The sequence below is a fragment of the Pedobacter humicola genome (assembly GCF_056490705.1).
The window spans coordinates 1-26,075 of record NZ_JBWJIG010000009.1 but is presented as its reverse complement, the minus strand read 5'-3'; the positions used below and the strand labels follow the sequence as shown (position 1 = coordinate 26,075).

24 protein-coding genes are annotated in these 26,075 nt (G+C 39.0%); 16 read left to right on the top strand and 8 right to left on the bottom strand.

The features are described from left to right. Together AC04Q1_RS14945 and AC04Q1_RS14940 are read right to left on the bottom strand one after the other, a co-directional pair. A complete protein-coding gene (locus AC04Q1_RS14945) occupies window positions 1-1,608 on the bottom strand; it encodes a SulP family inorganic anion transporter (protein ID WP_478365390.1) in 1,608 nt (535 codons plus the stop codon). Window positions 1,609-1,762: 154 nt separating this feature from the next. After that, on the bottom strand, window positions 1,763-2,065 hold the full coding sequence (locus tag AC04Q1_RS14940; RefSeq protein ID WP_293310014.1) for a hypothetical protein: 303 nt from the start codon (window positions 2,063-2,065) through the stop codon (window positions 1,763-1,765). 397 nt (window positions 2,066-2,462) lie between these two features. Between AC04Q1_RS14940 and AC04Q1_RS14935 the strand changes: the two genes are divergently transcribed. The 7 genes from AC04Q1_RS14935 (at window position 2,463) to AC04Q1_RS14905 (ending at window position 8,554) form a co-directional block, all read left to right on the top strand. Beyond that, the gene (locus AC04Q1_RS14935; protein ID WP_478365389.1) at window positions 2,463-4,004 is read left to right on the top strand and encodes an acyl-CoA carboxylase subunit beta; all 1,542 of its coding nucleotides are present in this window, start codon (window positions 2,463-2,465) and stop codon (window positions 4,002-4,004) included. A gap of 108 nt (window positions 4,005-4,112) precedes the next feature. Next, complete coding sequence (locus AC04Q1_RS14930; RefSeq protein ID WP_478365388.1) at window positions 4,113-5,267, top strand: MFS transporter; 1,155 nt, start codon at window positions 4,113-4,115, stop codon at window positions 5,265-5,267. Continuing rightward, on the top strand, window positions 5,267-5,716 hold the full coding sequence (locus tag AC04Q1_RS14925) for a GNAT family N-acetyltransferase (protein WP_478365387.1): 450 nt from the start codon (window positions 5,267-5,269) through the stop codon (window positions 5,714-5,716). The genes AC04Q1_RS14930 and AC04Q1_RS14925 overlap by 1 nt, the downstream gene beginning before the upstream one ends. A 41-nt stretch (window positions 5,717-5,757) precedes the next feature. Then, a complete protein-coding gene (locus tag AC04Q1_RS14920; protein WP_478365386.1) occupies window positions 5,758-6,873 on the top strand; it encodes a M42 family metallopeptidase in 1,116 nt (371 codons plus the stop codon). Further along, complete coding sequence (locus AC04Q1_RS14915) at window positions 6,873-7,136, top strand: hypothetical protein (RefSeq protein WP_478365385.1); 264 nt, start codon at window positions 6,873-6,875, stop codon at window positions 7,134-7,136. The genes AC04Q1_RS14920 and AC04Q1_RS14915 overlap by 1 nt, the downstream gene beginning before the upstream one ends. 136 nt (window positions 7,137-7,272) lie before the next feature. Continuing rightward, the gene (gene gpmA, locus AC04Q1_RS14910; protein WP_478365384.1) at window positions 7,273-7,962 is read left to right on the top strand and encodes a 2,3-diphosphoglycerate-dependent phosphoglycerate mutase; all 690 of its coding nucleotides are present in this window, start codon (window positions 7,273-7,275) and stop codon (window positions 7,960-7,962) included. A 181-nt stretch (window positions 7,963-8,143) separates the two neighbouring features. Beyond that, window positions 8,144-8,554, top strand: coding sequence for a PAS domain-containing protein (locus AC04Q1_RS14905; protein ID WP_478365383.1), 411 nt, complete (start codon window positions 8,144-8,146; stop codon window positions 8,552-8,554). A gap of 3 nt (window positions 8,555-8,557) precedes the next feature. On the opposite strand, the gene xth is transcribed toward AC04Q1_RS14905, so the two are convergent. The 5 genes from xth to AC04Q1_RS14880 form a co-directional block, all read right to left on the bottom strand. Next, a complete protein-coding gene (gene xth / locus AC04Q1_RS14900) occupies window positions 8,558-9,331 on the bottom strand; it encodes an exodeoxyribonuclease III (RefSeq protein WP_478365382.1) in 774 nt (257 codons plus the stop codon). 281 nt (window positions 9,332-9,612) lie between these two features. Then, window positions 9,613-10,131 (bottom strand): RNA polymerase sigma factor, encoded by a 519-nt coding sequence (locus tag AC04Q1_RS14895; RefSeq protein WP_478365381.1) that lies wholly within the window; start codon window positions 10,129-10,131, stop codon window positions 9,613-9,615. Window positions 10,132-10,255: 124 nt separating this feature from the next. Continuing rightward, window positions 10,256-10,906 carry a response regulator gene (locus tag AC04Q1_RS14890; RefSeq protein WP_478365380.1) on the bottom strand — a complete coding sequence of 217 codons (651 nt, stop codon included), beginning with the start codon at window positions 10,904-10,906 and terminating at the stop codon, window positions 10,256-10,258. Between the two features lie 40 nt (window positions 10,907-10,946). Then, complete coding sequence (locus AC04Q1_RS14885; RefSeq protein ID WP_478365379.1) at window positions 10,947-12,023, bottom strand: PAS domain-containing sensor histidine kinase; 1,077 nt, start codon at window positions 12,021-12,023, stop codon at window positions 10,947-10,949. 355 nt (window positions 12,024-12,378) lie between these two features. Continuing rightward, the gene (locus AC04Q1_RS14880) at window positions 12,379-13,494 is read right to left on the bottom strand and encodes a Gfo/Idh/MocA family protein (RefSeq protein ID WP_478365378.1); all 1,116 of its coding nucleotides are present in this window, start codon (window positions 13,492-13,494) and stop codon (window positions 12,379-12,381) included. Window positions 13,495-13,632: 138 nt separating this feature from the next. Between AC04Q1_RS14880 and AC04Q1_RS14875 the strand changes: the two genes are divergently transcribed. The 9 genes from AC04Q1_RS14875 (at window position 13,633) to AC04Q1_RS14835 (ending at window position 23,410) form a co-directional block, all read left to right on the top strand. Continuing rightward, on the top strand, window positions 13,633-14,049 hold the full coding sequence (locus AC04Q1_RS14875) for a DUF1801 domain-containing protein (RefSeq protein ID WP_478365377.1): 417 nt from the start codon (window positions 13,633-13,635) through the stop codon (window positions 14,047-14,049). Window positions 14,050-14,330: 281 nt separating this feature from the next. Further along, complete coding sequence (locus AC04Q1_RS14870; protein ID WP_478365376.1) at window positions 14,331-16,748, top strand: alpha/beta hydrolase family protein; 2,418 nt, start codon at window positions 14,331-14,333, stop codon at window positions 16,746-16,748. Window positions 16,749-17,062: 314 nt separating this feature from the next. Further along, window positions 17,063-17,959 carry a DnaJ C-terminal domain-containing protein gene (locus AC04Q1_RS14865; RefSeq protein ID WP_478365375.1) on the top strand — a complete coding sequence of 299 codons (897 nt, stop codon included), beginning with the start codon at window positions 17,063-17,065 and terminating at the stop codon, window positions 17,957-17,959. 5 nt (window positions 17,960-17,964) lie between these two features. Next, window positions 17,965-18,270 (top strand): chaperone modulator CbpM, encoded by a 306-nt coding sequence (locus AC04Q1_RS14860; RefSeq protein WP_478365374.1) that lies wholly within the window; start codon window positions 17,965-17,967, stop codon window positions 18,268-18,270. Between the two features lie 94 nt (window positions 18,271-18,364). Continuing rightward, entirely contained in the window at window positions 18,365-19,939 is a 1,575-nt protein-coding gene (locus AC04Q1_RS14855) for a helicase HerA-like domain-containing protein (RefSeq protein WP_478365373.1), read from the top strand. Window positions 19,940-19,950: 11 nt separating this feature from the next. Continuing rightward, window positions 19,951-20,613: a hypothetical protein gene (locus tag AC04Q1_RS14850; protein ID WP_478365372.1), complete on the top strand. Its 663-nt coding sequence runs from the start codon at window positions 19,951-19,953 to the stop codon at window positions 20,611-20,613. Window positions 20,614-20,745: 132 nt separating this feature from the next. Beyond that, window positions 20,746-21,645, top strand: coding sequence for a nucleotidyltransferase family protein (locus tag AC04Q1_RS14845; RefSeq protein ID WP_478365371.1), 900 nt, complete (start codon window positions 20,746-20,748; stop codon window positions 21,643-21,645). Then, complete coding sequence (locus tag AC04Q1_RS14840; protein WP_478365370.1) at window positions 21,636-22,712, top strand: phosphotransferase enzyme family protein; 1,077 nt, start codon at window positions 21,636-21,638, stop codon at window positions 22,710-22,712. The genes AC04Q1_RS14845 and AC04Q1_RS14840 overlap by 10 nt, the downstream gene beginning before the upstream one ends. 5 nt (window positions 22,713-22,717) lie before the next feature. After that, entirely contained in the window at window positions 22,718-23,410 is a 693-nt protein-coding gene (locus tag AC04Q1_RS14835; protein WP_478365369.1) for a TMEM175 family protein, read from the top strand. Between the two features lie 416 nt (window positions 23,411-23,826). Here the strand turns inward: AC04Q1_RS14835 and dnaK are convergent, their stop codons facing one another. Further along, entirely contained in the window at window positions 23,827-25,737 is a 1,911-nt protein-coding gene (gene dnaK, locus AC04Q1_RS14830) for a molecular chaperone DnaK (protein WP_478365368.1), read from the bottom strand. Between the last annotated feature and the right edge of the window lie 338 nt (window positions 25,738-26,075).

Below are 26,075 nucleotides of genomic sequence, written 5' to 3'. Positions count from 1 at the left end.
TTATAATTTATTAATTTCTTCTTCTACTTTAATATTTAATTTTGGTACTGTATAGTGTTTTTGGATGTTCTCCAGTGATACAATAATACCCTTGGTATAGGCATTATGCTTATAATTATAAATCGTTTCCAATACATCAGGATCGATATACCTGGCATTCGAGCCATCAATAATCACATTTGTTTCTTTCGGGATATTCGTTAAAACTACCTGTATCGCTGCTTTGTTCAAAAAGGAAACTTCTTCGGCCAGTTTAATCCTGATGTTCTTTTTATCCCCCTCGTTCGAGATCCTGTAAAAAAACGGGTTTCGCATATTGGTACGTAATAAGTAAAAAACCGAAACCAACATCCCAACAGCCACTCCTTTTAACAAATCGGTAAATAAAACTGCTACAACAGTGACCACAAATGGAACAAACTGGTCCCAACCTTTATGGTACATGTGTTTAAACAAACTGATACGTGTTAATTTGTACCCCGTTACCAGGAGAATAGCTGCCAAACACGACAATGGAATCATATTGATCAGGCCCGGAATAAACAGCAATGATAACAATAACCAGGTTCCATGGAAAATGGCCGACATTTTGGTCCTGCCCCCTGCATTTACATTGGCTGAACTCCGTACTATTACGGATGTCATGGGTAAACCACCAACCATTCCGCTGGTAATATTACCAATACCCTGAGCCATTAATTCTCTGTTTGTTGGGGTTACGCGTTTAATGGGATCAATTTTATCTACCGCCTCAATACTGAGCAAGGTTTCCAGGCTCGCCACAACCGCAATGGTTAAAGCAACAATATAAACGTTTTTATTGGCCAATTGAGAAAAATCGGGCATAGTAAACAGACCTAAAAACTCTCCAAACCCGCTTACTATTGGAATTTTCACCATCTGATCGGCACGTAAAGGATGATCTGTACCTGCAAAAAGCAGTGTTCCTACAATACCTAAAGTTACTACCAGTAATGGCGCAGGTACAACAGCCAGCTTCGGGAATTTTGGCCAGATAATCAGAATGGCTATCGACAATAAACTAATTACCACAGCCGCCAAACTAAAATGGCTTATCGCTGCAGTAATTGCCGAAAAAGTATTTTCGTGATCTTGTTGAAAAAATCCTTCATCACCTGTAAAATCGGTATCAACACCTAAAGCATGTGGCAACTGTTTTAAAATCAAAATCAGTCCGATGGCGGCAAGCATTCCTTCAATTACACTTGAGGGAAAGTAGTTACCAATGGTTCCGGCTTTTACCAATCCTAAAATTAGTTGGAACACCCCTGCCAATACAACAGCAAGTAAAAAGGTTGGGTAGCTTCCTAAAGAGGTTATGGCACCTAAAACGATAACCGTTAGACCTGCTGCAGGACCACTCACACTCAATTGTGATCCGCTAAAGGAGGCAACCACTACCCCTCCAATAATACCTGTAATTAAACCAGCAAATAATGGGGCACCTGAGGCTAGTGCAATACCCAAACATAATGGCAATGCCACTAAAAACACTACAATACTTGCAGGTAAATCTTTCTTTAAATTCTTTTTAAGAATATATTTCTTCACGTCCGAACCTGAAAAGGCCGGGTTAAACTTTTGCATAACGATATAATTATCTGGTAAATTTTAACGAATAAATCGCGGGGGAACTTTAAAACCAGGCTGCAAAAGATCAAGCTTTACCATGCGAAATTTCAAACACAGCAGTAATGCTCAATTCAATTGAGTAGGCAAAAATTACCCCAAAAAATAAGGACTAGATAAAGTTGGGCGGCGGTGTTGGTACAGTAGGATGATATGGATCAACATATCTTTTGAAGTGTTCGATAAAACTGCTCTTCAATATAAAATGGCTCGAAGAGAACTCATAAGAAAAAATTGGATGATTAAGTTCAACGAGTTTGAAATCGGTGAATTTTGCAGTGTCTTTGGCGGTATCCTTTCCGCCGTCATGCTCTAACTCAATCTGCATGATTACGGCATTCATGATTTCCTTGTCGATACTCGTACAAAAAACCGGTGCACCAGATATACCCATCTTCGCCATGAAGATGAACATGAATGAGGTCACGATTAAATACTTGTATTTCCTTAAAAACATTTGCTAATTCTAATGTTGTTTTAATACTAACGGTTACAAAAATAAACGGATAATTGGTTTTTCAATACTTTAGGCTGTAAAAAAAATGTAATTTAAGTAAAATACAGGCGGGCATAATGCAAAAACAGGGTTATTAAAGGTCTTGCAAACAACTGATTCCATTAATATAGCTCAACCCTGCATCCGCTAAATCTTTTTGACAACCTTGGCTGTAAATTCAAAATCAACCGATGCCGAAAGGATATCGCTACTGTCAGGTTTAATTAATAAAGTAATGGCTCTTGGGTAAATAACATTCCACATACCTTGCATTACCGCTAGTAATTTTTAATTTTAAAATCTCATAGCTTCAGCCATGGATAAAAAAATAGCATTACTTAAAGATAAAATCAACCAGTCCAATCTTGGCGGCGGACAGGCGCGAATCGATAGTCAGCATAAAAAAGGCAAACTTACTGCCCGTGAGCGCATTCACTTTTTAATGGACGAAGGCAGCTTTGAAGAAATTGGCATGATGGTTACCCACCGCAGTACCGATTTCGGTATGGAGCGTGAAAAATATCTAGGTGATGGCGTCATAACAGGTTATGGAACAGTCAGTGGAAGGTTAACCTATGTTTTCTCTCAGGATTTCACCGTATTCGGCGGTTCACTTTCTGAAACCCATGCCGAAAAAATCTGCAAGTTAATGGATATGGCCATGAAAAATGGTGCGCCATTAATCGGCTTAAACGATAGCGGTGGCGCCCGTATTCAGGAAGGCGTGGTATCCTTAGGGGGCTATGCCGATATCTTTTATAAAAACGTTCAGGCATCTGGTGTTATCCCACAGCTATCTGCTATAATGGGTCCTTGTGCCGGAGGTGCTGTTTATTCACCAGCGATTACCGATTTTATTCTAATGGTTGAAAATACTTCATACATGTTTGTGACCGGCCCAAATGTGGTTAAAACGGTAACACACGAAGAAGTAACGTCAGAAGAATTGGGTGGTGCCACTACCCATGCCACAAAATCGGGCGTTACGCACTTTGCCTGTGCCAACGAAATCGAAGCCATTAACCAGGTAAAGAAGTTATTGAGTTATATCCCTCAGAACTGTGAGGAAATTGCTGAACAATTACCTTACGAAGCGACAGATGAAAGCCGGCCTGAACTAAATACTTTTATGCCCGAAAATGCTTCGCAGCCATACGATATCCGTGAAGTAATTGCCGCTGTTGCAGATACTGATAGTTTCTTGGAAGTACATGCCGCCTATGCAGAAAATATTGTAGTGGGTTTTGCCCGTCTTGCAGGTAGAAGCATCGGCATTGTGGCCAATCAACCCGCTTATTTAGCAGGGGTTTTAGACAGCAATTCTTCAACAAAAGCAGCCCGTTTTGTCCGCTTTTGCGACTGCTTTAACATTCCATTGTTGGTATTTGAAGATGTTCCAGGATTTTTACCAGGTACCGACCAGGAGTGGAATGGCATCATTACCAATGGGGCAAAATTATTATATGCCTTTAGTGAAGCTACGGTACCACGTATTACGGTGATTACCCGGAAAGCCTATGGCGGTGCTTACGATGTGATGAACAGCAAACACATTGGCGCAGATATGAACTACGCCTGGCCAAGTGCCGAAATTGCGGTTATGGGTGCCAAAGGTGCTGCAGAAATTATTTTCAAAAGAGAGATCAGCTCAGCAGAAAACCCTGAAGAAAAATGGCTGGAGAAAGAAAAACTCTACTCAGATATTTTCGCTAATCCCTACCGTGCAGCAGAACGTGGCTTTGTTGATGAGGTAATTGAACCCGCACAAACCCGTATCAAGTTGATAAAAGCGTTTAAGATGTTAGAAAATAAGGTGGTGAATAACCCGAGAAAGAAACACGGAAATATACCTTTGTAAGATGGAAAATGGATGAGGTAAGATGGCAGATGGTTAAGTCCACCATTACCTATTTTATATTATACATTTTAATTCCATCATCCATTTTACAAATTTACATCCCATTACATGTTAAAACGCGCCGACATCCTCCTTATGGCTTTTTGCACAGGCCTGATTGTTGCAAACATTTACTACTGCCAGCCCCTGGTGATCTTAATTGCAAAAGATTTTAACCTCACTGAAACCAATGCCGGAAGAATCACCTATCTCACCCAGATCGGCTATGCTTTAGGGCTTTTTCTTTTGGTACCGCTGGGTGATATGTTCGAGCGTAAAAAACAGATTCTTGTGATCACGGGTCTGGCTATTTTTGCCTTACTGGTTGCTGCAGTTTCGCATACTTTCTTTATACTCGAAGTGGCTTCTGTGCTTATCGGAGCCTGTTCTATTGTACCGCAGCTCATATTGCCATTGGCCGCTAATTTAAGCAACGACGAAAACCGGGGGGCCAACATCGGCATGATTATGAGCGGTTTGCTGGTTGGGATTTTAGCTTCACGCGCGGTAAGCGGAAGCATTGGCTTTTGGCTGGGATGGAGAGCCGTTTATTATATCGCTGCCGGAATTTGTGCTTTGCTCATTCTTTTAATGGCTAAACGTTTCCCGCAAAGTTACCCCGCTTTTAAAGGAACATACAAAGAACTGATGCGCTCGATGTTCGGCTACATTAAAACTCAGCCTGCTTTAAGAGAAACCTCGATCATCAATTTTTTGGCTTTTGCTATTATCAGTGCTTTCTGGACAACCATGGTATTGTTCCTTGCCAGTCCACCATTTAATTTCCAAACGTTACAGATTGGATTATTTGGAATTGCAGGCGCTGCAGGTGCATTGGCTGCACCGCTGGTTGGTAAGCTGAGCGACGGAAACAATCCGCGCAAAAATTTAATGATCGGTTTTATCCTGCAGATCGTGAGTATCGCCTTGTTCTATTTTACAGGCAGTCATTTATATCTGTTTGTAATCGGCATTGTGTTGATCGATATCGGCCAGCAGGCCATTCATGTAACCAACCAAACCCGTATTTATACCCTTATACCTGAAGCCCGCAACAGATTGAACACGATTTTTATGTCGGTTAGTTTTATTGGTGCCAGCTGTGGTTCTGCTTTGGGCTTATGGCTTTGGGATCAGGGCGGCTGGGCTTTATTCTGCTATGGGATGACAGGCATTATCTTACTTAATATTTTAATCTATCAGTTTTACGGAAGAAAATCATAATGATTCAGATTGAGCAGATATTTCCCTCTTTAACCTGGCGGATCAGGCATGAAACCATGTACCCTGATCAAGCTTTCGACATTGTAAAACTGCCTGATGATTTTGATGGAATACATTTCGGGTTGTATGCAGATCATAAGTTAACAGGGGTAGTTTCCCTGTTCCACAAGGGAGATATTTATCAATTTAGAAAACTCGCTGTACTGCCGGATGCGCAAAAAAATGGTTATGGCTCAAAACTCATTGACTATATATTAGATTTTTGTAAAATTCAAAAAGCAACAAAACTATGGTGCAATGCCCGTGTAAATGCTAAAGAATTTTATTTTAAATTTGGCTTCCACGAAACCCATAAAACCTTTTCTAAAGATGGTTATGATTTTGTGGTAATGGAATTAATATTAAATTGCGAAGAACCACAAAGGCACGAAGAACACAAAGAAATATAAGCTTTGTTCACTTTGCACACTAGTGGTATAACAAATATCATATGGCTAAGAAAAAAGACGACGAAAAAAAGAAACATACACCTGTAGTAACTAAAAAATCGCTACAGTTTCTTGAAGAATACATCAATAACCCTGCGCCTACCGGTTACGAATGGGAAGGACAAAAACTTTGGTTAAACTATTTAAAACCTTACATCGACGAACACTTTATCGATAATTATGGCACCGCCGTTGGTGTAATTAACCCTAAAGCTAATTTCAAGGTAGTAATTGAGGCGCATGCTGATGAAATTTCCTGGTATGTAAACTACATTACCAGCGATGGTTTAATCTATGTAATCCGCAATGGTGGTTCTGATCATCAGATTGCGCCATCAAAACGCGTAAATATCCATACCGAAAAAGGATTGGTGAAAGCGGTATTCGGCTGGCCGGCAATTCACACCCGTCATGGTGAAAAAGAACAGGCACCAGAGCTAAAAAACATCTTTTTAGATTGTGGCTGTACCACAAAAGATGAAGTAGAAAAATTAGGCATCCATGTGGGCTGTGTAATTACTTATGAAGATGAGTTTATGGTTTTAAACGACCGTTATTATGTTGGCCGTGCATTAGATAACCGTGTGGGTGGTTTTATGATTGCCGAAGTTGCCCGTTTATTAAAGGAAAACAAGAAAAAACTTCCGTTCGGATTATACATTGTAAACTCCGTACAGGAAGAGATTGGTTTACGCGGCGCAGAAATGATTGCCCAACGCATCAAACCAAATGTGGCTATCATTACCGATGTAACGCACGATACCACTACGCCAATGATCAACAAAAATATCCAGGGCGATTTAGCTGCAGGTAAAGGCCCCGTGGTTTCTTATGCACCGGCTGTTCAAACCAATCTGAATAAATTATTGATCAAAACTGCTGAGAAAAATAATATTCCATTCCAGCGTCAGGCTTCTTCACGTTCTACCGGAACAGATACCGATGCTTTTGCCTACTCAAATGGCGGTGTACCATCGGCATTAATTTCTTTACCCTTACGCTATATGCATACCACTGTAGAAATGGTGCATAAAGAAGATGTTGATAATGTAATCAGCCTGATTTACGAAAGTTTATTAAACATTACCGACGGTCAGGATTTCAGGGAATTTAAATAATGGAAAAAGTAAATCATAAAAAAATCATCATCAGAACCATATTGAAGTTTTTGCTGATGATTTTGATCATTTTTACTCTAAATTCATGGCCAAGCATTAAACAAAGCCTAAGTGGTAATGCTCCGCCTTTTGCTTATTGGCTCGACCATAGTTTTAAAATAAGCAATATCATCCTGATTTTAGGGTTTACGGCTTATTTCTATTACAAAGATTTAACCGATCAAAGAGAACTGATCGAAAAAGCAAATAAACAAATCCGATAACTATCGGATTAAAATTCAAGAGAAGTCAAGTTTGAATGGCCAAATCGCTATAAAACTTGACTTCCTTTTTTTAGTCCCTTTACAATAGATTCCGATTATCCCTAGAACATTCTACCCTTTATTTGTTTAATCAGCTATGAAGAAAATTGTACTCGTCCGCCATGGACAAAGTGTTTGGAACCTCGAAAACCGTTTCACCGGCTGGACAGATGTAGATTTATCAGAAAATGGTTATCTGGAAGCTAAAAAGGCCGGCGAAATTTTAAAAAAACACGGTTATAATTTTGATATCGCTTTTACCTCGCTATTAAAAAGGGCAATAAAGACACTTCATATTATTTTAGAAGATTTAGATCACCTCTGGATTCCGGAATACAAAAGCTGGCACTTAAACGAACGTTTTTACGGTGCCCTGCAAGGTTTAAACAAAGCAGAAACGGCAACGCAATATGGTGCAGATCAGGTTTATAAATGGAGAAGAGCCCCTGATGAGGAGCCTCCTCAAATTACAAAAGATGATGAACGTTACCCGGGAAACGACCTTCGCTATCAACTTTTAAAACCAGAAGAATTGCCTTTAACCGAAAACCTGAGCGATACCATAGCCAGGGTACTGCCTTATTGGAACGAAAGTATAGTACCGGCAATAAGCAGAAACGAAAAGGTAATTATATCTGCGCATGGCAACAGCTTAAGGGCGCTGATCAAATACATCGATAATTTATCGAACGAAGAAGTGATTGCGTTAGAAATCCCAACCGGCGTTCCTTTGGTTTACGAACTGGATGATGACCTTCAAAAAATAAGACATTATTATCTGGAGTAAATCTTACCACCTCAGGGCTAGAATGCACTTTGGTTAATTCTTGAAGAAATTTGTTGCCTGCAATTAAAATAAAGATATGCCATCATCTTTGCTAAAACCCCATCACTAAGTTTGTTCTTATTTTTAGTTAAAATTATAGCTACATTGTTGCGTTATTTTAACAATTAGTTTATCCTTATTTGTGAGAACAAATAATAAAAGCGTCGATCTCTCAATTATCTGCGATGATCATTGGGATGTCGTTTTCGATCATGTTGGCATTGGTTTTTGGGAGTTAAGTGTGGCCACAGGCATACTCCGTTCAACCACATCATTTAAAATAAATTTTGGCTATCCTCCGGATGGCGTTTTAAGTTATGAAAGCGTTTTAGGCTCAATTCTACCGGAAGATCTTGATCATGTTCAGGATGAAATCGAACATGCCGTTACCGGAGAAAAAAGCAGTTATAATGTGGTGTACCGAATCCGCCGTCCGGATGGAGAAATAAGATGGATTAAAGCAGATGGGATATTATCCCGACAGCATGGTGAAAGTTTAAAATTAATTGGAACAACTTTAGATGTGACCGATTTAAAACAATCCATTTGCTAATTACTAATCATTAATTTCGATCCATACAGGTCCGTGGTCGCTTGATTTTTCCCAACCCCTAACATCCCTATCTACACCAGCCGATTTTAAGCGATCGCTAACCTGAGGGCTCAAAAGAAAATGATCGATCCGCAAGCCCGCGTTTCTGCCATAAGCATTACGAAAATAATCCCAAAAAGTATAAATGGTTTCAGTAGGGTATAATTTTCTGATCGCATCTGTCCAGCCCTGTGCCAGCAAATTTTGAAATGCCAAACGCGTTTCAGGACGAAATAATGCATCTTCTACCCAACGTTCTGGTTTATAGGCATCCAGTTCGGTCGGGATCACATTGTAATCGCCCACCAAAACTACAGGTAAATTGTAGGTTAATAGCTTAGCCGCGTGAGTTGTAAAACGTTCAAACCATTGCAATTTATAATCGAACTTTGGCCCTGGTGCCGGATTACCATTTGGGAGGTACAAACAGCCAATAACCACATTATTAACCATCGCTTCTATATAGCGGCTATGCAAATCTTCAGGGTCGCCATCCAAACCGCGCTTTAATTCTTTTATTTCTAAATTTCTCGCCAATATAGCTACACCATTCCAACTTTTCTGGCCATGCCAAATGGCGTTATAACCTGCATCTTTAATAGCTTGTTCGGGGAATTTTTCTTGTGGTGCTTTCAACTCCTGCAGGCAAACTACGTCTGGTTGCGTTTCTTCCAGCCAGCGCAATAAGACAGGCAAGCGGCCATTTACTCCGTTTACATTATATGTTGCTATTTTCATTTTATAAATCTCCACAATAAAAGTCAAAATGAAAACAAGGAATCACATTTTATTTAGTAAAAACGGCGTAAAAATACTTGTATAGGGCAATCTAAAATGGTTTATACTAACTTTTCAAAACCAAATACCAGATTAAAATGTTTAATTTTGGAAATTCATTCATGTTTGAGCGCATGTTTGAGTTTAGATATAGGGATGGGCCGTTAAGCCTGTCCCTTTTTTAACTAAACATGTCAAATTGCCTTCAAGTAAATGAGTTTTGCACTCAAACCGGGTATAAATTATGCGGCTAATCCTGATTTATAGTTTTTAAGCATTTTCTTTAACAGACCTCTTGCTACGTGTATTTTGGTTTTCACGGTACCCAAAGGAATATCTAATTCAGCGGCGATTTCATGGTATTTATAACCTTCAAAATAACGGCAGAAACAAAAGCGGCAATCGTCGGGCAAGGCATTTAATGATTTCTGGATATCTTCCATCATAAACTTTGCTGTTCCGGCATTGGTAGACGCACTTGGGGCCAACTGCACTGAGGTTAAATCCTCTTCTTGCTGGATGGTTTCATTTTTGCGCTTTACTTTATAGTAGTGATTGAGAAAGGTATTTTTTAATATGGTAAATAGCCATGCCCTAACATTACTGCCCATTTCAAATTTGGCTGAAAACCTAAAAGCCTTCATAAAGGTATCCTGAACCAGGTCGGCCGCATCATCTTCATCGCGGGTATATGCTAATGCCCGGTCGAATAGGGGTTGTCGATATTGGTAAATGTCGCAATTGAAGTTTAACGTATTCATATTGGTTTTAGGGTTGATGTAAATATTCAACAAACCGCATTATCCAATGTTATTTGTAGAAATACCCGATTTTTTACGGTTTATTCAAAACCATGAAAAATGCGCCCTAAAACGTTCGAAAATGTTAGGAAATATAACCGTTCCGCATCACGAAACGCACTAAAGATGCCGAGTTGTTTGTCCCTGTTTTATTAATCAATGCCTCCCTCTGGCTTTCTACCGTACGCCTGCTTAAGTATAATTTATCTGCTATTTCCTGGTTGGTTAAACCATCTGCTATAAGTTTTAATACATTAATTTCGCGTTCCGAAAAGTTGATTTCACTATTTGTTTTTTGCGAAAGCATATTCAATTGCGTATTAAAACGCTCCAGAATGGAGATGCATAAATTGGATGAAAGATAACGTTTCCCTTTCATTACATGTTTTAAACAAAACAGCAGTTCATCCTCCTCAATGTCTTTCGACAAGTAAGCAAAAGCTCCTGAAATAAAGGCATTTGAAGCATACTTTTCATCATCTAAAATAGAAAGCACAACAACTTTTGCATCGTAGCCGCCTGCTTTTATTGCACTGATTAAACCTATACCGTCGAGGTTCGGCATTACGATATCAGATAAAACAATATCGGCTTTTACTCCTTTTTCCAGAAGTGCTAAAACAGCCAAACCATCAGATACTTCTGCTACAACTTTAATCCCTTCATGTTTTTCGATAAGTGCTTTGAGTGAGGCACGGATAATATGGTGATCATCCGCAAGAATAATGTTAATCATAATTCAAATATAACTTACGTCCTTTTAAAATTAAAAAAGACTACTTAGGTAGCTCGATGTAAAAGGTGGTTCCAACACCAACTTTGCTCTTAAACCAGATTTTTCCCTGATGTAATTCAACAATCGCCTTAATTATCCCCATGCCAAAACCACCAGATTCTTCCCCTTTTAAACCAGGCCTTAAAGTTTCGGGCAAATGATCGAAAAGCCCGGCCTGCAAATCTTCCGGAATCCCGATACCATCGTCGGTTACACTGATTAATACAGTATCTTCCAATTCTTCAGCATGTAAGCCTACATAACCGCGATCGGCCGTAAACTTGAGTGCATTCGAAATTAAGTTATTGATTACCTGCATAAACTTCATACTATCCAAGCGCAGGTAGATCTGTTCAGCAGAACTGGTGAACTGAATATTTTTTTCTTTACCTAATTTAGACCTTTTATAAAAACGTACTACATCCCGAAGCTCCCAAACCAGATCAGCCCGTTCCTTTCCGATTTCAACTACCGAAGATTTTAAAAACTCGCGGTTTATCATACTACGCACCAAAAGCAGATTACGTTCGCACATATCCTTAATAAAACTGAGTGAATTCATCATCTGCTCATCACCCGTTTGTGCAATGCCATCCTCCATTGATGAAGCCGTTAACTTCATCATACCAAGCGGCTCTTTTAAATCGTGTGCCAGCACTTCTAAGGTTATATTTTTTCTGGCATTGATCTGTTCGATATGGATCTTATTGTGCCGTGCTATTGTTGTATCTTCTATTGTACCCACTAAATGCTGCCCGGTCGTATCAGTAACAGCAGAAACAATTATGCGTACGTATTTTTCCCGATCGGCAAATAATAAGCGGAATTCGTATTTTTTTTCTGTACTATCCGCTAAACTTTCTTCATAACACGATATGACATGTGTTAGATCTTCAGGGTGGATCTGGTTGAACAATATTTGTGGATTATTTAAAACTTCATCCAGATCCAGTTCCCAAATTTTAGCTACCGCTTTGTTTAAGTATGAAAATTTTTGGAACTGAGGCTCATAAATAAAATAGCCATCAACAGACAAATCGCCCAGCCTACAAAAAAGCTCGTTATTTAATTCAGTCATGATTTAGTTTTTTACAGGTAATAATTTACCCCTTGGAGCAACCAATTCACAAACATCAAACCCTTAAAAAAGTTTTTAAACAGAAAATTTGCGTATAACTACGCGGCATTTTTACAAACTTTACTCAAAGAAGCAACTATTTGAGCATTTTAACTGAGATATTAACATTTTCCACACGATGTGTAAAATTATTTTGCAGAACAAAACCAACTATTACCTAAATTGTTAAGCATAAAACAACGACAAAAAAGTCCTGTGAGCGGGAGATCCGCGGAGGGCAGGCACACCATAGAAAGATGAAAAATCTTTTATCAATAGCCATCATTCAGGTGGCTATTTTTGTTATGTAGGCGTCCTATTTTAACAACACCTTTTTACCCGTTTTAGCGGAAATTTTAGCGGCCTCTAAAATTTTTACCACAATTAAATTATTGGTTAAAGATGACAGATCATTTGTTGGATTAATTTCACCCTTTAAAACGGCAGCTAAATAGTTTAAATGATTTGAATAGGCTGGTTCCAATGCTTTTGCCTGATAAATCTTATAATCATCCTTACCGTTTATCTTTGCCCTTATATTTTTTTCGTTAACAGCCTGGATGTATCCCTTTGCACCAAACACCTCCATATCTTTGATGCTAAATGGCCAGTTCCATGAAGCCTCTATAATTCCTGTAGCATTAGGATACTCCAATAAAATTGTGGCATCATCATCTACATTGGGATAAACATCTTTTTTAATCTGATGTGTAATTGCAGTTACCGAGATGGGCGCTTTTCCATCCATTAACCAGGTCATTAAATTGGCACCGTAACAACCAAAATCGACCAGTGCTCCTGCCCCATTTTTATTTGGATCGGTTAACCAGCTTAAAAATTCCTTACTTACCCCGATTTCCTTTGGGCCTTCATGCCCATCGTGCGCGATTATTTTTCTCAATGCACCTATGCTATTGCCTTCCTTCACATTTTTATAAATCTCCTGGTTACTTGGGTACCAGGTGGTTTCATAATTGGTAAGGATATGCACTTTATATTGTGTGGCCAATGCCGCCATCCTTTCAGCCTGCTTAACCGTTACAGCCAATGGCTTTTCTACCATTACCGATATACCCAGTGGGGCCGCAGCTTCCACCACCGCCAGATGATCGCTAATGGCATTGTAGGCGAGCACAACATCCGGCTTCTTTTTCTTTAATAAATCAGTCAGGTTGGAATAAAATATACTGTCAGGAATTTTATAGCGGGTTTTAAACTTACTAACCAGATCGGGATTACTTTCTGCAATGCCGATGATGTTAACTTCAGCCTTTTGATAGCTGTTCATGATCAGATATACATGATCATGATTTAACCCAGCTACAGCCACATTTAGTTTTTGTTGCGCATTTGCACTAACAAAAGAAAGTAGTAAGCAAATAACTAAACTATTAATGCCCAAAAAACAGTTAAATGGATGGTATGCTTTCATATTGATGGTTTCTAAATTAATGGTTACCAAATTAGAGAATTATAAAAGGCTTAGGCTTAATACTTAAAAATATTACAATTCAGATGTTAGATCTTGAAACAGTTATGGAATAAGCTTATATTCATATTTAAAAAAGTAATGGCACAGAATAAAACCACCGAAAACGATTTAAGCGTTAGCGACTTTCTAAATACAGTAACCGACGAGACTAAACGGAAAGATTGTTTTGATCTATCCGCAATGATTACCGAAACAACAGGTTTTACCGCCAAAATGTGGGGCAACGCCATTGTTGGTTTTGGGAGCTATCATTATAAATATGAAAGCGGCAGAGAAGGCGACGCACCATTGGTTGGTTTTTCACCACGGCAAAATGCCATTGCTTTATACTTTTCTTCACAATTTAAAGATCGCGAAGCGCTACTCGCCAAATTTGGGAAACATAAAACAGCCAAAGCCTGTGTATATGTAAAAAGAATGAGTGACATTGATATCACGGTTTTAAAGGAAATGGTAACCAATTCTGTGACCTACATCAGTAGTTTGTATCCTTAAATGAGGGATGATATAAAATGGATGATGGAATTGGACGCTTCGTTTATGATTAGAACTTTCTTTGCCGCAGAAGCACAGATTAACACGGAATTAAAAGCATATAAAGTTGAACAATCTAAATCCATATAACAAAAAATAAACATCAAACTTGATGCCTTCCTCATCGTGCCCTTTGTGGTAAAAAAAGAAAAACCATTCATGATGTAAATAAGAAGTTACGTTGCAATTTATTAAATTTTGCAATATTTGATTATTCCCCACTTCGAACAAACAAACTGGAAATGATTAAAAAACTACAGCTCTATTTATTAATAGCAGGCACTTGCGTATCGCTAAATGCAGCTGCACAAGATGCCGTAAGCTACCAAAACCCACCAAAAGAAATTGCCGATTTACTACTGGCAAAACCAACACCTGGCGTGAGTATAGATGGTAAAGCGGAGTGGATCCTATTTAGCGAACGTAACTCTTATCCTTCGGTAGAAGAACTGGCCATGCCCGAGTACCGGATCGCAGGCTTAAGGTTAAACCCTAATAATTATTCGCCGAGCAGACAGACCTACATTAACAATTTTAGCCTTAAAAATATAAAATCCAACCAAAGCTTTCAGGTAAGCGGATTGCCAACACCTTTATATGCCAGTAACATCAGCTGGAACCCGTCAGAAAACAAAATTGCCTTTACCCATACCACACAAAAAGGTGTAGAGCTATATATCATCGATCTGGCGACAAAAAAAGCAACAAAAACCAATAAGGCTTTCTTAAACGTAGTTTTAGGCAGTGGCCTTACCTGGTTAAACGATAATACCATTATTTATCGTACCGTAACCAAACCAGCCAGTGCCGCACCTACAAAACCATTAATGCCAAAAGGGCCTACCATACAGCAAAATTTAGGTAAAGCTGCTCCGAGTGCAACCTACCAGGATTTAATTAAATCGCCTTTTGATGAGCAATTATTTGAATTTTTTGCTACCTCTCAATTGGTAAAAAATACCGCAGGTGTAGAAACACCAATCGGCAAACCAGCCATTTATGGTTCAACAAGTTTATCACCGGATAAAAATTATATGATGGTAGAAACCATCCGCAAACCTTTTTCTTACCTCGTTTCGGCTTATGGCTTCCCATCAACGGTAACCATTACCGATTTAGCCGGTAAAACCCTAAAAGTTATTGCCGAGCTACCATCTTCAGAAGGTACACCATCGGGTTACGACAACACGCAGAATGTACCACGCGGCTTTGATTGGAGAGATGACGAAGCGGCTACATTGGTTTGGAGTAAGCCGTTGGACAGCGGTTTAATCAAAAAAGACGTTCCATTTCATGATGCAGTCTACGCATTAAGCGCACCTTTTACAGGAACAGAAAAAGAATTATTCAAAACGCAGACCCGTTACCGTGGTGTACAATGGGGCGATGCCAATCTGGCGCTGGTTATGGAAGGTTTACGCAGTAAACAAACCAATAAAGTAAGCCGTTATAACCCTACAACAGGTGCGGTAGAAGAATTATACAGCCGTAACCAAACCGATGCTTATGGTAATCCGGGCTCGCCTGTTACTATTAAAAACAAATATGGCCGCCAGGTAATTAAAACCGTTGATAATGGCACCAAATTATTGATGAACAATATTGTGGGTTCGTCAGAAAAAGGAGATTTGCCTTTCCTGGCCAAGTTCGATCTGGCCACTAAAAAGAACGAAATTATCTGGCGCAGTGCCGAAGGCACTTTCGAATACGTAAGTGATGTGATCAATCCTGACAAACTTGTTTTAGTGACCAGGAAAGAAAGTCAGAAATTGGTTCCCAATTATTTTATTAAAAACCTGATGTTACGTATCGCTGATCAGCCAATTACCAATTTTACCAATCCATATCCATCGTTAGAAGGTATTACCAAACAGAAAATTTCTTACAAACGTGCCGATGGTGTTGATTTAACTGGTGATCTTTATCTCCCTATAGGATATAACAAAGATAAAGACGGACCGTTGCCTGCGCTGATATGGGCTTACCCACGCGAATTCAACTCTGCAGCAGATGCTGCGCAGATCCGGGGTTCGAAGGATAAATTTACAACCATTAGCTGGGCTTCTCCTATTTTTTGGGTAACCCGTGGTTATGCTGTTTTAGACAATGCTGAAATGCCAATTGTGGCAAAAGATGGAAAAAAGCCCAACGATACTTTTGTTGATCAGCTACAGTTAAATGCCGAAGCTGCCATTAATAAACTGGCCGATTTAGGTGTTGGCGATAAAAAACGGATGGCTGTGGGTGGCCATAGTTATGGTGCATTTATGACCGCAAACTTATTGGCCCATACCAATCTTTTTGCAGCAGGTATTGCGCGTAGCGGTGCTTATAACCGAACCTTAACGCCATTTGGTTTTCAAAATGAAGAACGTACCTATTGGCAGGCCCCTCAGCTGTATTATGAAATGAGCCCGTTTAGTTATGCTGATAAAATTAAAACACCATTGCTTTTAATCCATGGCGATTCTGACGATAATCCAGGTACTTTCCCCATTAATAGCGAACGCTTGTTCAATGCCATAAAGGGAGCCGGCGGTACTACCCGTTTTGTATTCTTACCTTATGAAGCACATAGCTACCGGGGCAAAGAAAACTTATTGCACATGCTTTGGGAGCAAGACCAATGGTTAGAAAAATATGTAAAAAACAAAAAATAATTCTCTCTACCTTTATCGATTAAAGTGTCTCAAACTGAGGCACTTTTTTTTGTTTAAAGAGATTTTTTGTGGCATTGGTGATTTATACCCGGCACTTTACCAGGTTCTTTTCGATTAGAATTGCAATAATATAATTCATCAGTCAGCTGACAGCCAACCATTCCTCATCCGCCATAGGTCCCTTACTCTATCCGCTATGCCCTTTGCTCTATTTCCTACACGCTTTGCACCACGCCCTACCCACATTCCCACACTAAAACCTTACATTTATCCCATAAAACTGAACATTCCCTTTACTTATTTGTTAAGCCATTATGGACTACATAGACTATTATAAAATCCTCGATTTAAAGAAAGATGCAACAACTGAGGATATTAAAAAAGCATATAGAAAATTAGCCAGAAAACACCATCCCGATCTTAATCCTAATAACGAGGAAGCCAACAAAAAATTTCAGCAGATTAATGAGGCCAACGAAGTATTAAGCGACCCTGAGAAAAGGAAGAAATATGATAAATATGGTAAGGATTGGCAACATGCCGATCAATTAGATGCCCAGCAACAGCAGCAAAGACAATATCAATCGCAGGCTGGCGGTTACGGAGGAGGCAATAGTTATTCAGGTGGTTTTGGTGGCGACGATTTTTCTGATTTCTTTTCATCGATGTTTGGTGGTGGAGGAAGAAGCAGCAGAAATTCCCCTTTTAAAGGTCAGGATTACAATGCCGATTTACAATTAAACCTGCTCGATGCCTATACTACCCACAAGCAAACCTTAACGGTTAATGGAAAACAGGTGCGTATCACCATTCCGGCAGGTGTAGAAAACGGGCAAAAAATTAAATTGCCGGGTTATGGTGCACCTGGCGTTAACAATGGTCCTCCCGGAGATTTGTTTATCAAATTCAACATTACCGATGATCCTAAATTCAAACGTAAAGGAAATGATATTTACATTCAGGAAGAGATAGATGTATATACTGCTATTTTGGGAGGCGAAAAAATTGTAGAAACCTTAAATGGCAAGGTTAAGCTGAAAGTACCGGAAGGTACACAGCCTGACGCCACTTTACGCTTAAAGGGAAAAGGATTCCCCGTTTATAAAAAAGACAACCAGTTTGGCGATCTCTATATCAAATGGCAGGTAAAATTACCAACCTCTTTAAGCGCCGAACAAAAAGAATTATTCGAAAAACTTTCCAAATTCTAACCATTATGGAAACCTATCTAATACCTGTAGAAGACATCTGCGCTTATCACCATGTGGAGATTAATTTCATCCATTCTCTCGAAGATTTTGGTTTGATCCACACCACCGTTAAAAAGAAATCGGTCTTTTTACCTATCGATGAATTATCTAAACTGGAGCAATACCTGCGTTTGGCACAAGATCTGGAGATTAACCTGGAAGGCATTCATGCTGTTTCACATCTGCTTAATCAATTGCAAAATATGCAGCAGGAAATAACTGCACTTCAGAACGAACTAAATTATTATAAGCAACTTAGCCAGCAACATTAAACAACCGTTTGTGCAATATTTTGCATGAAAAGTGGAAACAAAAACACAACCTTTTTAAGATATGTTTCTTAAATTGGCAATCTAATTTTAAAAAATGAGCGATCTTTCTTCAAAATTCATCGAAAAAATAAAATCATCCTACACCCCAACGGGCTCGTACATTTATTTAGGCGCCGGAATTTTAGACGGACAGATATATAGCGAAGCTGAAGTTAATTTGTCGTTAAAAATGATGAATAGGCACGGCTTAATCGCGGGCGCAACCGGAACCGGCAAAACACGTACCCTGCAGTTATTGGCAGAACAGTTATCCGATGCCGGTGTTCCTGTTTTTATGTTAGATGTTAAAGGCGATTTATCAGGCTTAAACCAGCCAGGTGCAGTTAATCCAAAGATAGAAGAAAGGGCGCAACAGCTCAACAAACCTTTCTCACCAACTGGTTTTCCAATCGAGATTTACTCTCTTTCGGGCAAAATGGGTTCACAGATGCGGGCAACCGTACTTGAATTTGGCCCTACACTTTTATCGAAAGTATTAGATTTAAACGATACACAATCGGGCGTGATGGCGGTAATATTCAAATATGCCGACGACAACAAAATGCCTATAATCGACTTGAACGATTTAAAGAAACTGGTTTCTTACCTGTCGGAAGGTGCTGGTGCCGCAGAGATCAAAAGCAGCTATGGCACCATATCTACTGCAACATCCGGTACCATTTTAAGAAAAATAGTGGCCATAGAGCAGCAGGGATTGGCAGGAATGTTTGGCGAAAAATCCTTCGATATTGAAGATCTTTTCGAACGTGTTGACGGCAAGGGAACCATTAGTTTGTTAAACATTGCAGATGTTCAAAACCAACCCGTTTTATATTCAACATTCTTATTAAGCCTGTTGGCCGAATTGTTTAACACCATGCCAGAGGTTGGCGATTTAGATAAACCAAAACTGATCTTCTTTTTCGATGAAGCACATTTACTGTTCAAAAACTCATCTAAGGCATTTTTAGAACAGATAGAAACCATTATCAGATTGATCCGTTCGAAGGGAATTGGTGTTTTCTTTTGTACACAGGCACCTACTGATGTTCCTGAAAGTGTTTTAGGGCAGTTAGGTAACCGCGTTCAGCATGCATTAAGGGCATTTACTCCGAATGATGTGGACGCTTTGAAAAAAACGGTAAATACGTACCCAAAATCAGACTTTTACGAAATCGACCAAATATTAACTTCATTGGGAACGGGACAAGCTTTGGTTACGGTGTTAAACGAGAAAGGTATACCCACAGAAGTTTCAGCTACCATGCTTACCCCACCAAGAGCTGTTATGGGGCCGCTTACAGCAGCAGATTTCGATCAGGTGGTACATGCCAGCCCGATGTACACCAAATACAAAGAACCTGTCGATCCGGAAAGTGCATATGAGATATTAACCAAACGTATTAACGACCAAACTGCGGCAGCCGAACAACAAAAACAAGAAGCTGAAGCGCAGAAACAGGCCGAACAGGAAAACAAGCCTAAACCAGGCGAAAAGAGTTTGGTTGAACAGGTAATGGGCGCAACAATCACACGCCAAATTGGTAAAGAGATTGTGCGCGGTATTTTCGGCATGCTTACAGGCAAAAAAACACGTTCAAAAACCGGTGGTGGTTTATTTGGATTTTAATTGATAAGGTAATGAAATATCTAATTATAGTGCTCTCTCTTTATTCCATTGCCACTCATGCTCAATTTACCGTTCAGCCTTATGGAGATATGCAGGGAACTCCTTTAAGAGAAATCAAATATGAGAATGTTAGTGGCAATCCATATTTTCTTGATTTTTGGTCGAAAGGAAAAGTAACAACAAAATCTGGAAAGAATTTTGGCGATATGCTCTTAAAATATGACATCATGAATGACAAGCTCATCTTTCAGGCAAAGGGTGGAAATATAATGTATTTCGTCGAGCCAGTTTCTACATTCGAAATCGCAGATGCGGATTTATCTAATCATTATAAATTTACGAGTAGCTTGCCGGTAACCGATGGACTTAATGCAGCTTCATTTTTCCAGATCATTACCACTGGAAAAATATCCCTTTACAAAAGGATTTACAAAAAAATCACAGAAAGTAAAGAGTATGGATCTGCTACAGTTAATAAATCTTTTGACACCTATAGTACTTATTATGTTTTCCAGAATGGAAGTTTATCTAAAATAAGCATAGATAAAAAATCATTGATCGGGCGATTTCCAAATAAAGAAAAAGAAATAACAGATTACCTTAAAAAAGAAAAAACTGATTTTAAAGATGATAAAGACCTCGATAAGTTGTTTACATATTTAAATGAACTATAAATTTTTATAAAACAATGTGTCCATTTTAGTAAAATTAAGTGGCTATTACTAATTTCGCAATATGAACCAAAACATTTACTAATTATCCCAATTACTAGAAGTCCTATCCCATAATTAAAACAATAACAATAAATGAAACCTACCCTATTAATACTGGCTGCAGGTATGGCAAGCCGTTATGGAAGTATGAAACAGATTGATGGCTTTGGCCCTAACGGCGAAACCATTATCGATTATTCCATATATGATGCAATTAATGCTGGCTTTGGCAAAGTTGTATTTATCATTAAAGAAGAATTTGTAAACGAATTCAAAGCCATTTTCGAACCGAAACTCCAAGGAAGAATTGAAACAGACTATGTTTTCCAAAATTTCGATTTAAAACAGTTTGGTATTGAGGAAGAAATATACAGAGAAAAACCTTGGGGTACCGCACATGCGATCCTTTCAGGGAGAAATGTAATTAAAGAACCATTCTGCGTAATTAACGCTGATGATTATTATGGTTATGATGCCTTTAAAAAAATGGTCGATTTCTTAACTACCGAAGTTACCGACAGCAATTACGCTATCATCGGTTACGAAATTGGCAAAACCTTATCAGAGTTCGGTGCTGTTTCGCGCGGGGTTTGCAAGGTAGATGAAGCTGGCAACCTCAAAGAAATTGTTGAACGTACAAAAGTTTATCCTAAAGATGGCAGTATTTTTTACGAAGAGAACGGTGAAGAATTTCCTTTAGCCTTCGAAACTCCTGTATCGATGAATTTCTGGGGATTTACGCCTGCTGTATTTAAAATTACTGAAGAACTCTTCAGAGAATTTGCTGAAGCAAATAAGGATAAACCTAAAGCCGAATTCTTTATTCCATTGATTGGTGAAAACCTGGTAAAAAGCAACACTGCAACCTTTAAAGTCGTACCAACCTCCAACAAATGGTTTGGTGTAACATATAAAGAAGATAAACCCTATGTTCAGGATAGTATTGACCAATTGGTTAAAAACGGAACATATCCAGAAAAACTATGGAATTAAATTTAGATTCCGAAGTTTTAAAAGCCTACGGATACGCTAAAGAAAATATCAAAATTACACAAATAGGTACGGGTTTAATTAACCGTACTTATTTGCTTTCGCCCTCAGCAGAAGAAAAAAAATATATTCTTCAAAATATAAATACTTCGGTCTTTAAATCGCCTCAGGCCATTGCCAACAACCTGAGGGCTATCGCCGATTACCTAAGCTTCACTTACCCTGAATATCTTTTTATAAAACCTATTTCCACAACCAGTAGTGAAGAAATGGCACACATTCGCCATGAATATTGGCGGTTGCTCCCATTTGTACCCAACACCATTTCACTTGACGTTTTAGCTGATCCCAAACAAGCATATGAAGCCGCTAAACAATTTGGTAAACTGAGCAGATTGTTAGATCATTTTGATGCCAAAACGCTTCAGCCTACCATCCCTGGTTTCCACGATCTGGGCTTAAGGTACGAACAGTTTGAACTGGCCTTAAACCAAGCATCAGAAAGGGTAAAAGAACAGGCAAAAGCACAAATCGAAGATGCTTTGACACATAGGTACATTTTAGATTATTATGCCTCTTATTCGCATAGAAATGATTTCCCTGATCGGGTAATGCATCACGATACCAAGATCAGCAATGTATTGTTAGATGATGAAACCTATGAAGGTATTTGTGTAATCGACCTGGATACCATCATGCCAGGTAAATTTATTTCCGACCTGGGCGATATGATGCGTACCTATCTTTGTGCCTTCTCTGAGAATGAAACTGATCTGGACAAAGTAAAAGTGCGTTTGCCTTATTTTGAAGCGATGATAAAGGGTTATTTATCTGAAATGAAAAGCATTTTAACTCAAACAGAAAAAGAGCTGATCTTATTCTCAGGTAAGTACATCATTTACATGCAGGCATTACGCTTTTTAACCGATTTTTTAAGCAGCAATAAGTATTATCCTACAAGTTATCCCACACAAAACCTGGATAGAACCAAAAATCAATTCAAGCTATTGCATGAAATTGCTCTAAATGAAAAAGAGTTACAGGATATTATTGAAGAGAATTTAATCTAGATTGTATGTCAGAACATGGTGAATTAAAGAAAGAATTTCAGATTGAGCGGATGATTCTTTTTACAGACGCTGTATTTGCAATAGCCATTACGCTTTTAGTTATAGAAATTAAGGCTCCAGAAATCCACAGAAACATGGGTTTGACTGAAATGGTGGATCAGTTGTTAAGTTTAATCCCCAAATTTATCGGATTTATCATCAGCTTTTTTGTTGTTGCCATTTACTGGCGCTCGCATCACCGCATGTTCTCTTTTATTAAAGATTACGACGATAAGCTGATCTGGCTGAACTTCTTTTTCCTTTTTTCGATCATCCTAATGCCTTTTAGCTCTGCCTATTATAGCGACAATACGATATATAGCCTGCCTTTCTGGTTTTATTCTTTGAATGTAGCTTTAACGGGGTTTCTCAATTACAGAATGTTAACATACATTATAAAGCATAAAGGCAGGATTTCTGACGGATTTGATGATTTAAAAACCCGTCAGCTGGCGCGATGGAGAACCTTGATTGTACCTGCCATATTTTTGTTGGGTATCCTCATCGATCTTCTTTTACCAAGTGCGAATGGTATGAATATGTTAAGCAGATTTACACCCATGTTAATTTGGCCGGCAATAGCCTTATTAAACAGGTTTTTTGGCAAAGCAAGCGAGCTGGAGTATCACGCAAAGCCGAAAGCAAGACATAGGAAGTGATCCAGTAGAAGTTTTAGCGTTACCTTTTGACCAGATTAGACATTTAAGAACGGCATAAGTAGCGATCGCTATTCAAATTCTCCGAAAAGCACCAAAGCCTCCCTACCTAAACCAGACAGCAGCGAAAATACTTTTTACAGCATTGGCCTTAATAGGAAGTAATTGCCACAGCCGGAAAAGATGCTTCTTTCATCAGCACAACACAAGTTTAAAAAGATTGTAGCGAATGGCGGGGCTGCACAAACCGAAAAGTAAAGAACCATTCGTTTCCAAAAAACAAAAAAATATCATATCAAACCTTGCAGGTTTTAAAAGCCTTCGAGGTTTAATCTTACGCAAAAAGCGCTCCTGAAATTAATCAGAAACGCTTTTTATATATGTCCAAGACTTACGACTTAGGACTAAAGACTCAAAATTTATTTCTTGTCGTCTTCTTTTACTTCTTCAAAATCAACATCGGTAACGTTATCGCCACCACCTTGAGGCTGACCATCAGCTTGTGGTTGTTCGCCACCCTGAGGTTGCTCACCAGCTTTGTACATTTCCTCAGACGCTACGTTCCATGCAGCTTGCAATTCAGCTTGTGCTGCATCGATATCTGCAAAGTTACGAGCACTATGCGCTGCTTTTAATTTCTCCAAACCAGCTTCGATCGGTGCTTTTTTATCAGCAGATAATTTATCACCAAACTCTTTTAGTTGTTTTTCAGTTGAAAAAATTAAAGCATCAGCACCATTGATTTTATCAGCTTCTTCTTTTTGCTTAGCATCGTCTGCTGCATTAGCTTCAGCTTCTTCTTTCATTTTTTTGATCTCAGCGTCAGTTAAACCGGAAGATGCTTCGATACGGATTTTTTGCTCTTTACCAGTCGCTTTATCCTTTGCACTTACGTGTAATATACCATTGGCATCAATATCAAATGATACTTCTACCTGAGGCACACCACGAGGTGCTGGTGGAATACCATCTAAAATGAAACGGCCAATTGTACGGTTCTGGCCAGCCATTGGGCGCTCACCTTGTAAGATATGGATTTCTACTGAAGGCTGGTTATCAGCTGCAGTTGAGAAAGTCTCTGATTTTTTAGTTGGGATAGTAGTGTTAGACTCGATTAATTTAGTCATTACACCACCCATAGTTTCGATACCTAATGATAGAGGCGTAACATCTAATAACAATACATCTTTCACATCACCAGTTAACACACCACCTTGAATAGCAGCACCGATCGCTACAACCTCATCAGGGTTAACACCTTTACTTGGCTCTTTACCGAAGAAAGCTTTAACCGCTTCCTGAATAGCAGGTATACGGGTTGAACCACCTACTAAAATAATCTCATCGATATCGCTCGTGCTTAAACCAGCATTTTTCAAAGCAGATTTACAAGGATCGATAGTACGTTTGATCAAACTATCAGCCAATTGCTCAAATTTAGCACGTGATAATGTACGCACCAGGTGTTTAGGGCCGCTGGCATCAGCAGTAATATATGGTAAGTTGATTTCGGTAGAAGTTGTGCTTGATAATTCAATTTTAGCTTTCTCAGCAGCTTCTTTTAAACGTTGTAATGCCATTGGATCTTTAGAAAGGTCCATGTTGTTTTCTGATTTAAACTCATCAGTTAACCAGTCAATAATAATGTGGTCAAAGTCATCACCACCTAAGTGTGTATCACCATCAGTAGATTTCACTTCAAAAACACCATCACCCAATTCCAATACAGAAACGTCGTGTGTACCACCACCACAGTCAAACACAACAATTTTCATGTCTTTGTGTGCTTTATCTAAACCATAAGCTAAAGCAGCTGCAGTAGGCTCGTTAATGATACGTTTTACAGTTAAACCTGCAATTTCGCCTGCTTCTTTGGTAGCCTGACGTTGTGCATCATTAAAGTAAGCTGGTACAGTAATTACCGCTTCTGTAACTTCCTGACCCAGGAAATCTTCAGCAGTTTTTTTCATTTTCTGCAAAATCATTGCAGAAATCTCTTGTGGAGTGTATTTTCTGTCGTCGATTTCAACACGTGGAGTGTTGTTATCACCTTTAACAACTTTATAAGGTACACGCCCAGCTTCTTTCGCACTTTCGTCGTAGCTGTTACCCATAAAGCGTTTAATCGAATATATCGTTTTTGTTGGGTTGGTTATAGCCTGACGTTTAGCAGGCTCGCCAACCTTGCGCTCACCGTTTTCTGCAAAAGCAACAATAGACGGTGTAGTACGTTTACCCTCACTGTTTGCGATAACTACAGGCTCGTTGCCTTCCATTACGCTCACGCAAGAGTTTGTTGTTCCTAAGTCTATTCCAATAATTTTTCCCATTGTATTTTTAATTTCTCTTTTTAAAGTATTATAATTTCTACTCCTATTAAACAATGCATGTGCCAATTGGTTTTTGGCAGATAATATGGGTAAAAGACTGATAAAATGTAAAAAAAGAGGCTGTAGTTTACTGACAGCATGACAGAAAAGGATGCACGATGTGAAATGGAAGATGGATGAGGGAGGCCAAAGGTTAAAGTAAATAGACTAAAAGGGAATAGCAATAAGCTGGATTTCTAAATAAAGGGGTTGGAAATGAAAGTGAGCAGTCCTTCGGATGCACCTGCCCCGCTAACCGCTTTACTTCGTTTCACTCGTGCCCGCTATTATCGCCCGCC

Excerpts from the sequence above, each read along its gene's own strand:
- AC04Q1_RS14945 (WP_478365390.1), bottom strand. The coding sequence starts at position 1,608 with ATGCAAAAGTTTAACCCGGCCTTTTCAGGTTCGGACGTGAAGAAATAT.
- AC04Q1_RS14940 (WP_293310014.1), bottom strand. The coding sequence starts at position 2,065 with ATGTTCATCTTCATGGCGAAGATGGGTATATCTGGTGCACCGGTTTTT.
- AC04Q1_RS14935 (WP_478365389.1), top strand. The coding sequence starts at position 2,463 with ATGGATAAAAAAATAGCATTACTTAAAGATAAAATCAACCAGTCCAAT.
- AC04Q1_RS14930 (WP_478365388.1), top strand. The coding sequence starts at position 4,113 with ATGTTAAAACGCGCCGACATCCTCCTTATGGCTTTTTGCACAGGCCTG.
- AC04Q1_RS14925 (WP_478365387.1), top strand. The coding sequence starts at position 5,267 with ATGATTCAGATTGAGCAGATATTTCCCTCTTTAACCTGGCGGATCAGG.
- AC04Q1_RS14920 (WP_478365386.1), top strand. The coding sequence starts at position 5,758 with ATGGCTAAGAAAAAAGACGACGAAAAAAAGAAACATACACCTGTAGTA.
- AC04Q1_RS14915 (WP_478365385.1), top strand. The coding sequence starts at position 6,873 with ATGGAAAAAGTAAATCATAAAAAAATCATCATCAGAACCATATTGAAG.
- gpmA (WP_478365384.1), top strand. The coding sequence starts at position 7,273 with ATGAAGAAAATTGTACTCGTCCGCCATGGACAAAGTGTTTGGAACCTC.
- xth (WP_478365382.1), bottom strand. The coding sequence starts at position 9,331 with ATGAAAATAGCAACATATAATGTAAACGGAGTAAATGGCCGCTTGCCT.
- AC04Q1_RS14895 (WP_478365381.1), bottom strand. The coding sequence starts at position 10,131 with ATGAATACGTTAAACTTCAATTGCGACATTTACCAATATCGACAACCC.
- AC04Q1_RS14890 (WP_478365380.1), bottom strand. The coding sequence starts at position 10,906 with ATGATTAACATTATTCTTGCGGATGATCACCATATTATCCGTGCCTCA.
- AC04Q1_RS14885 (WP_478365379.1), bottom strand. The coding sequence starts at position 12,023 with ATGACTGAATTAAATAACGAGCTTTTTTGTAGGCTGGGCGATTTGTCT.
- AC04Q1_RS14880 (WP_478365378.1), bottom strand. The coding sequence starts at position 13,494 with ATGAAAGCATACCATCCATTTAACTGTTTTTTGGGCATTAATAGTTTA.
- AC04Q1_RS14875 (WP_478365377.1), top strand. The coding sequence starts at position 13,633 with ATGGCACAGAATAAAACCACCGAAAACGATTTAAGCGTTAGCGACTTT.
- AC04Q1_RS14870 (WP_478365376.1), top strand. The coding sequence starts at position 14,331 with ATGATTAAAAAACTACAGCTCTATTTATTAATAGCAGGCACTTGCGTA.
- AC04Q1_RS14865 (WP_478365375.1), top strand. The coding sequence starts at position 17,063 with ATGGACTACATAGACTATTATAAAATCCTCGATTTAAAGAAAGATGCA.
- AC04Q1_RS14860 (WP_478365374.1), top strand. The coding sequence starts at position 17,965 with ATGGAAACCTATCTAATACCTGTAGAAGACATCTGCGCTTATCACCAT.
- AC04Q1_RS14855 (WP_478365373.1), top strand. The coding sequence starts at position 18,365 with ATGAGCGATCTTTCTTCAAAATTCATCGAAAAAATAAAATCATCCTAC.
- AC04Q1_RS14850 (WP_478365372.1), top strand. The coding sequence starts at position 19,951 with ATGAAATATCTAATTATAGTGCTCTCTCTTTATTCCATTGCCACTCAT.
- AC04Q1_RS14845 (WP_478365371.1), top strand. The coding sequence starts at position 20,746 with ATGAAACCTACCCTATTAATACTGGCTGCAGGTATGGCAAGCCGTTAT.
- AC04Q1_RS14840 (WP_478365370.1), top strand. The coding sequence starts at position 21,636 with ATGGAATTAAATTTAGATTCCGAAGTTTTAAAAGCCTACGGATACGCT.
- AC04Q1_RS14835 (WP_478365369.1), top strand. The coding sequence starts at position 22,718 with ATGTCAGAACATGGTGAATTAAAGAAAGAATTTCAGATTGAGCGGATG.
- dnaK (WP_478365368.1), bottom strand. The coding sequence starts at position 25,737 with ATGGGAAAAATTATTGGAATAGACTTAGGAACAACAAACTCTTGCGTG.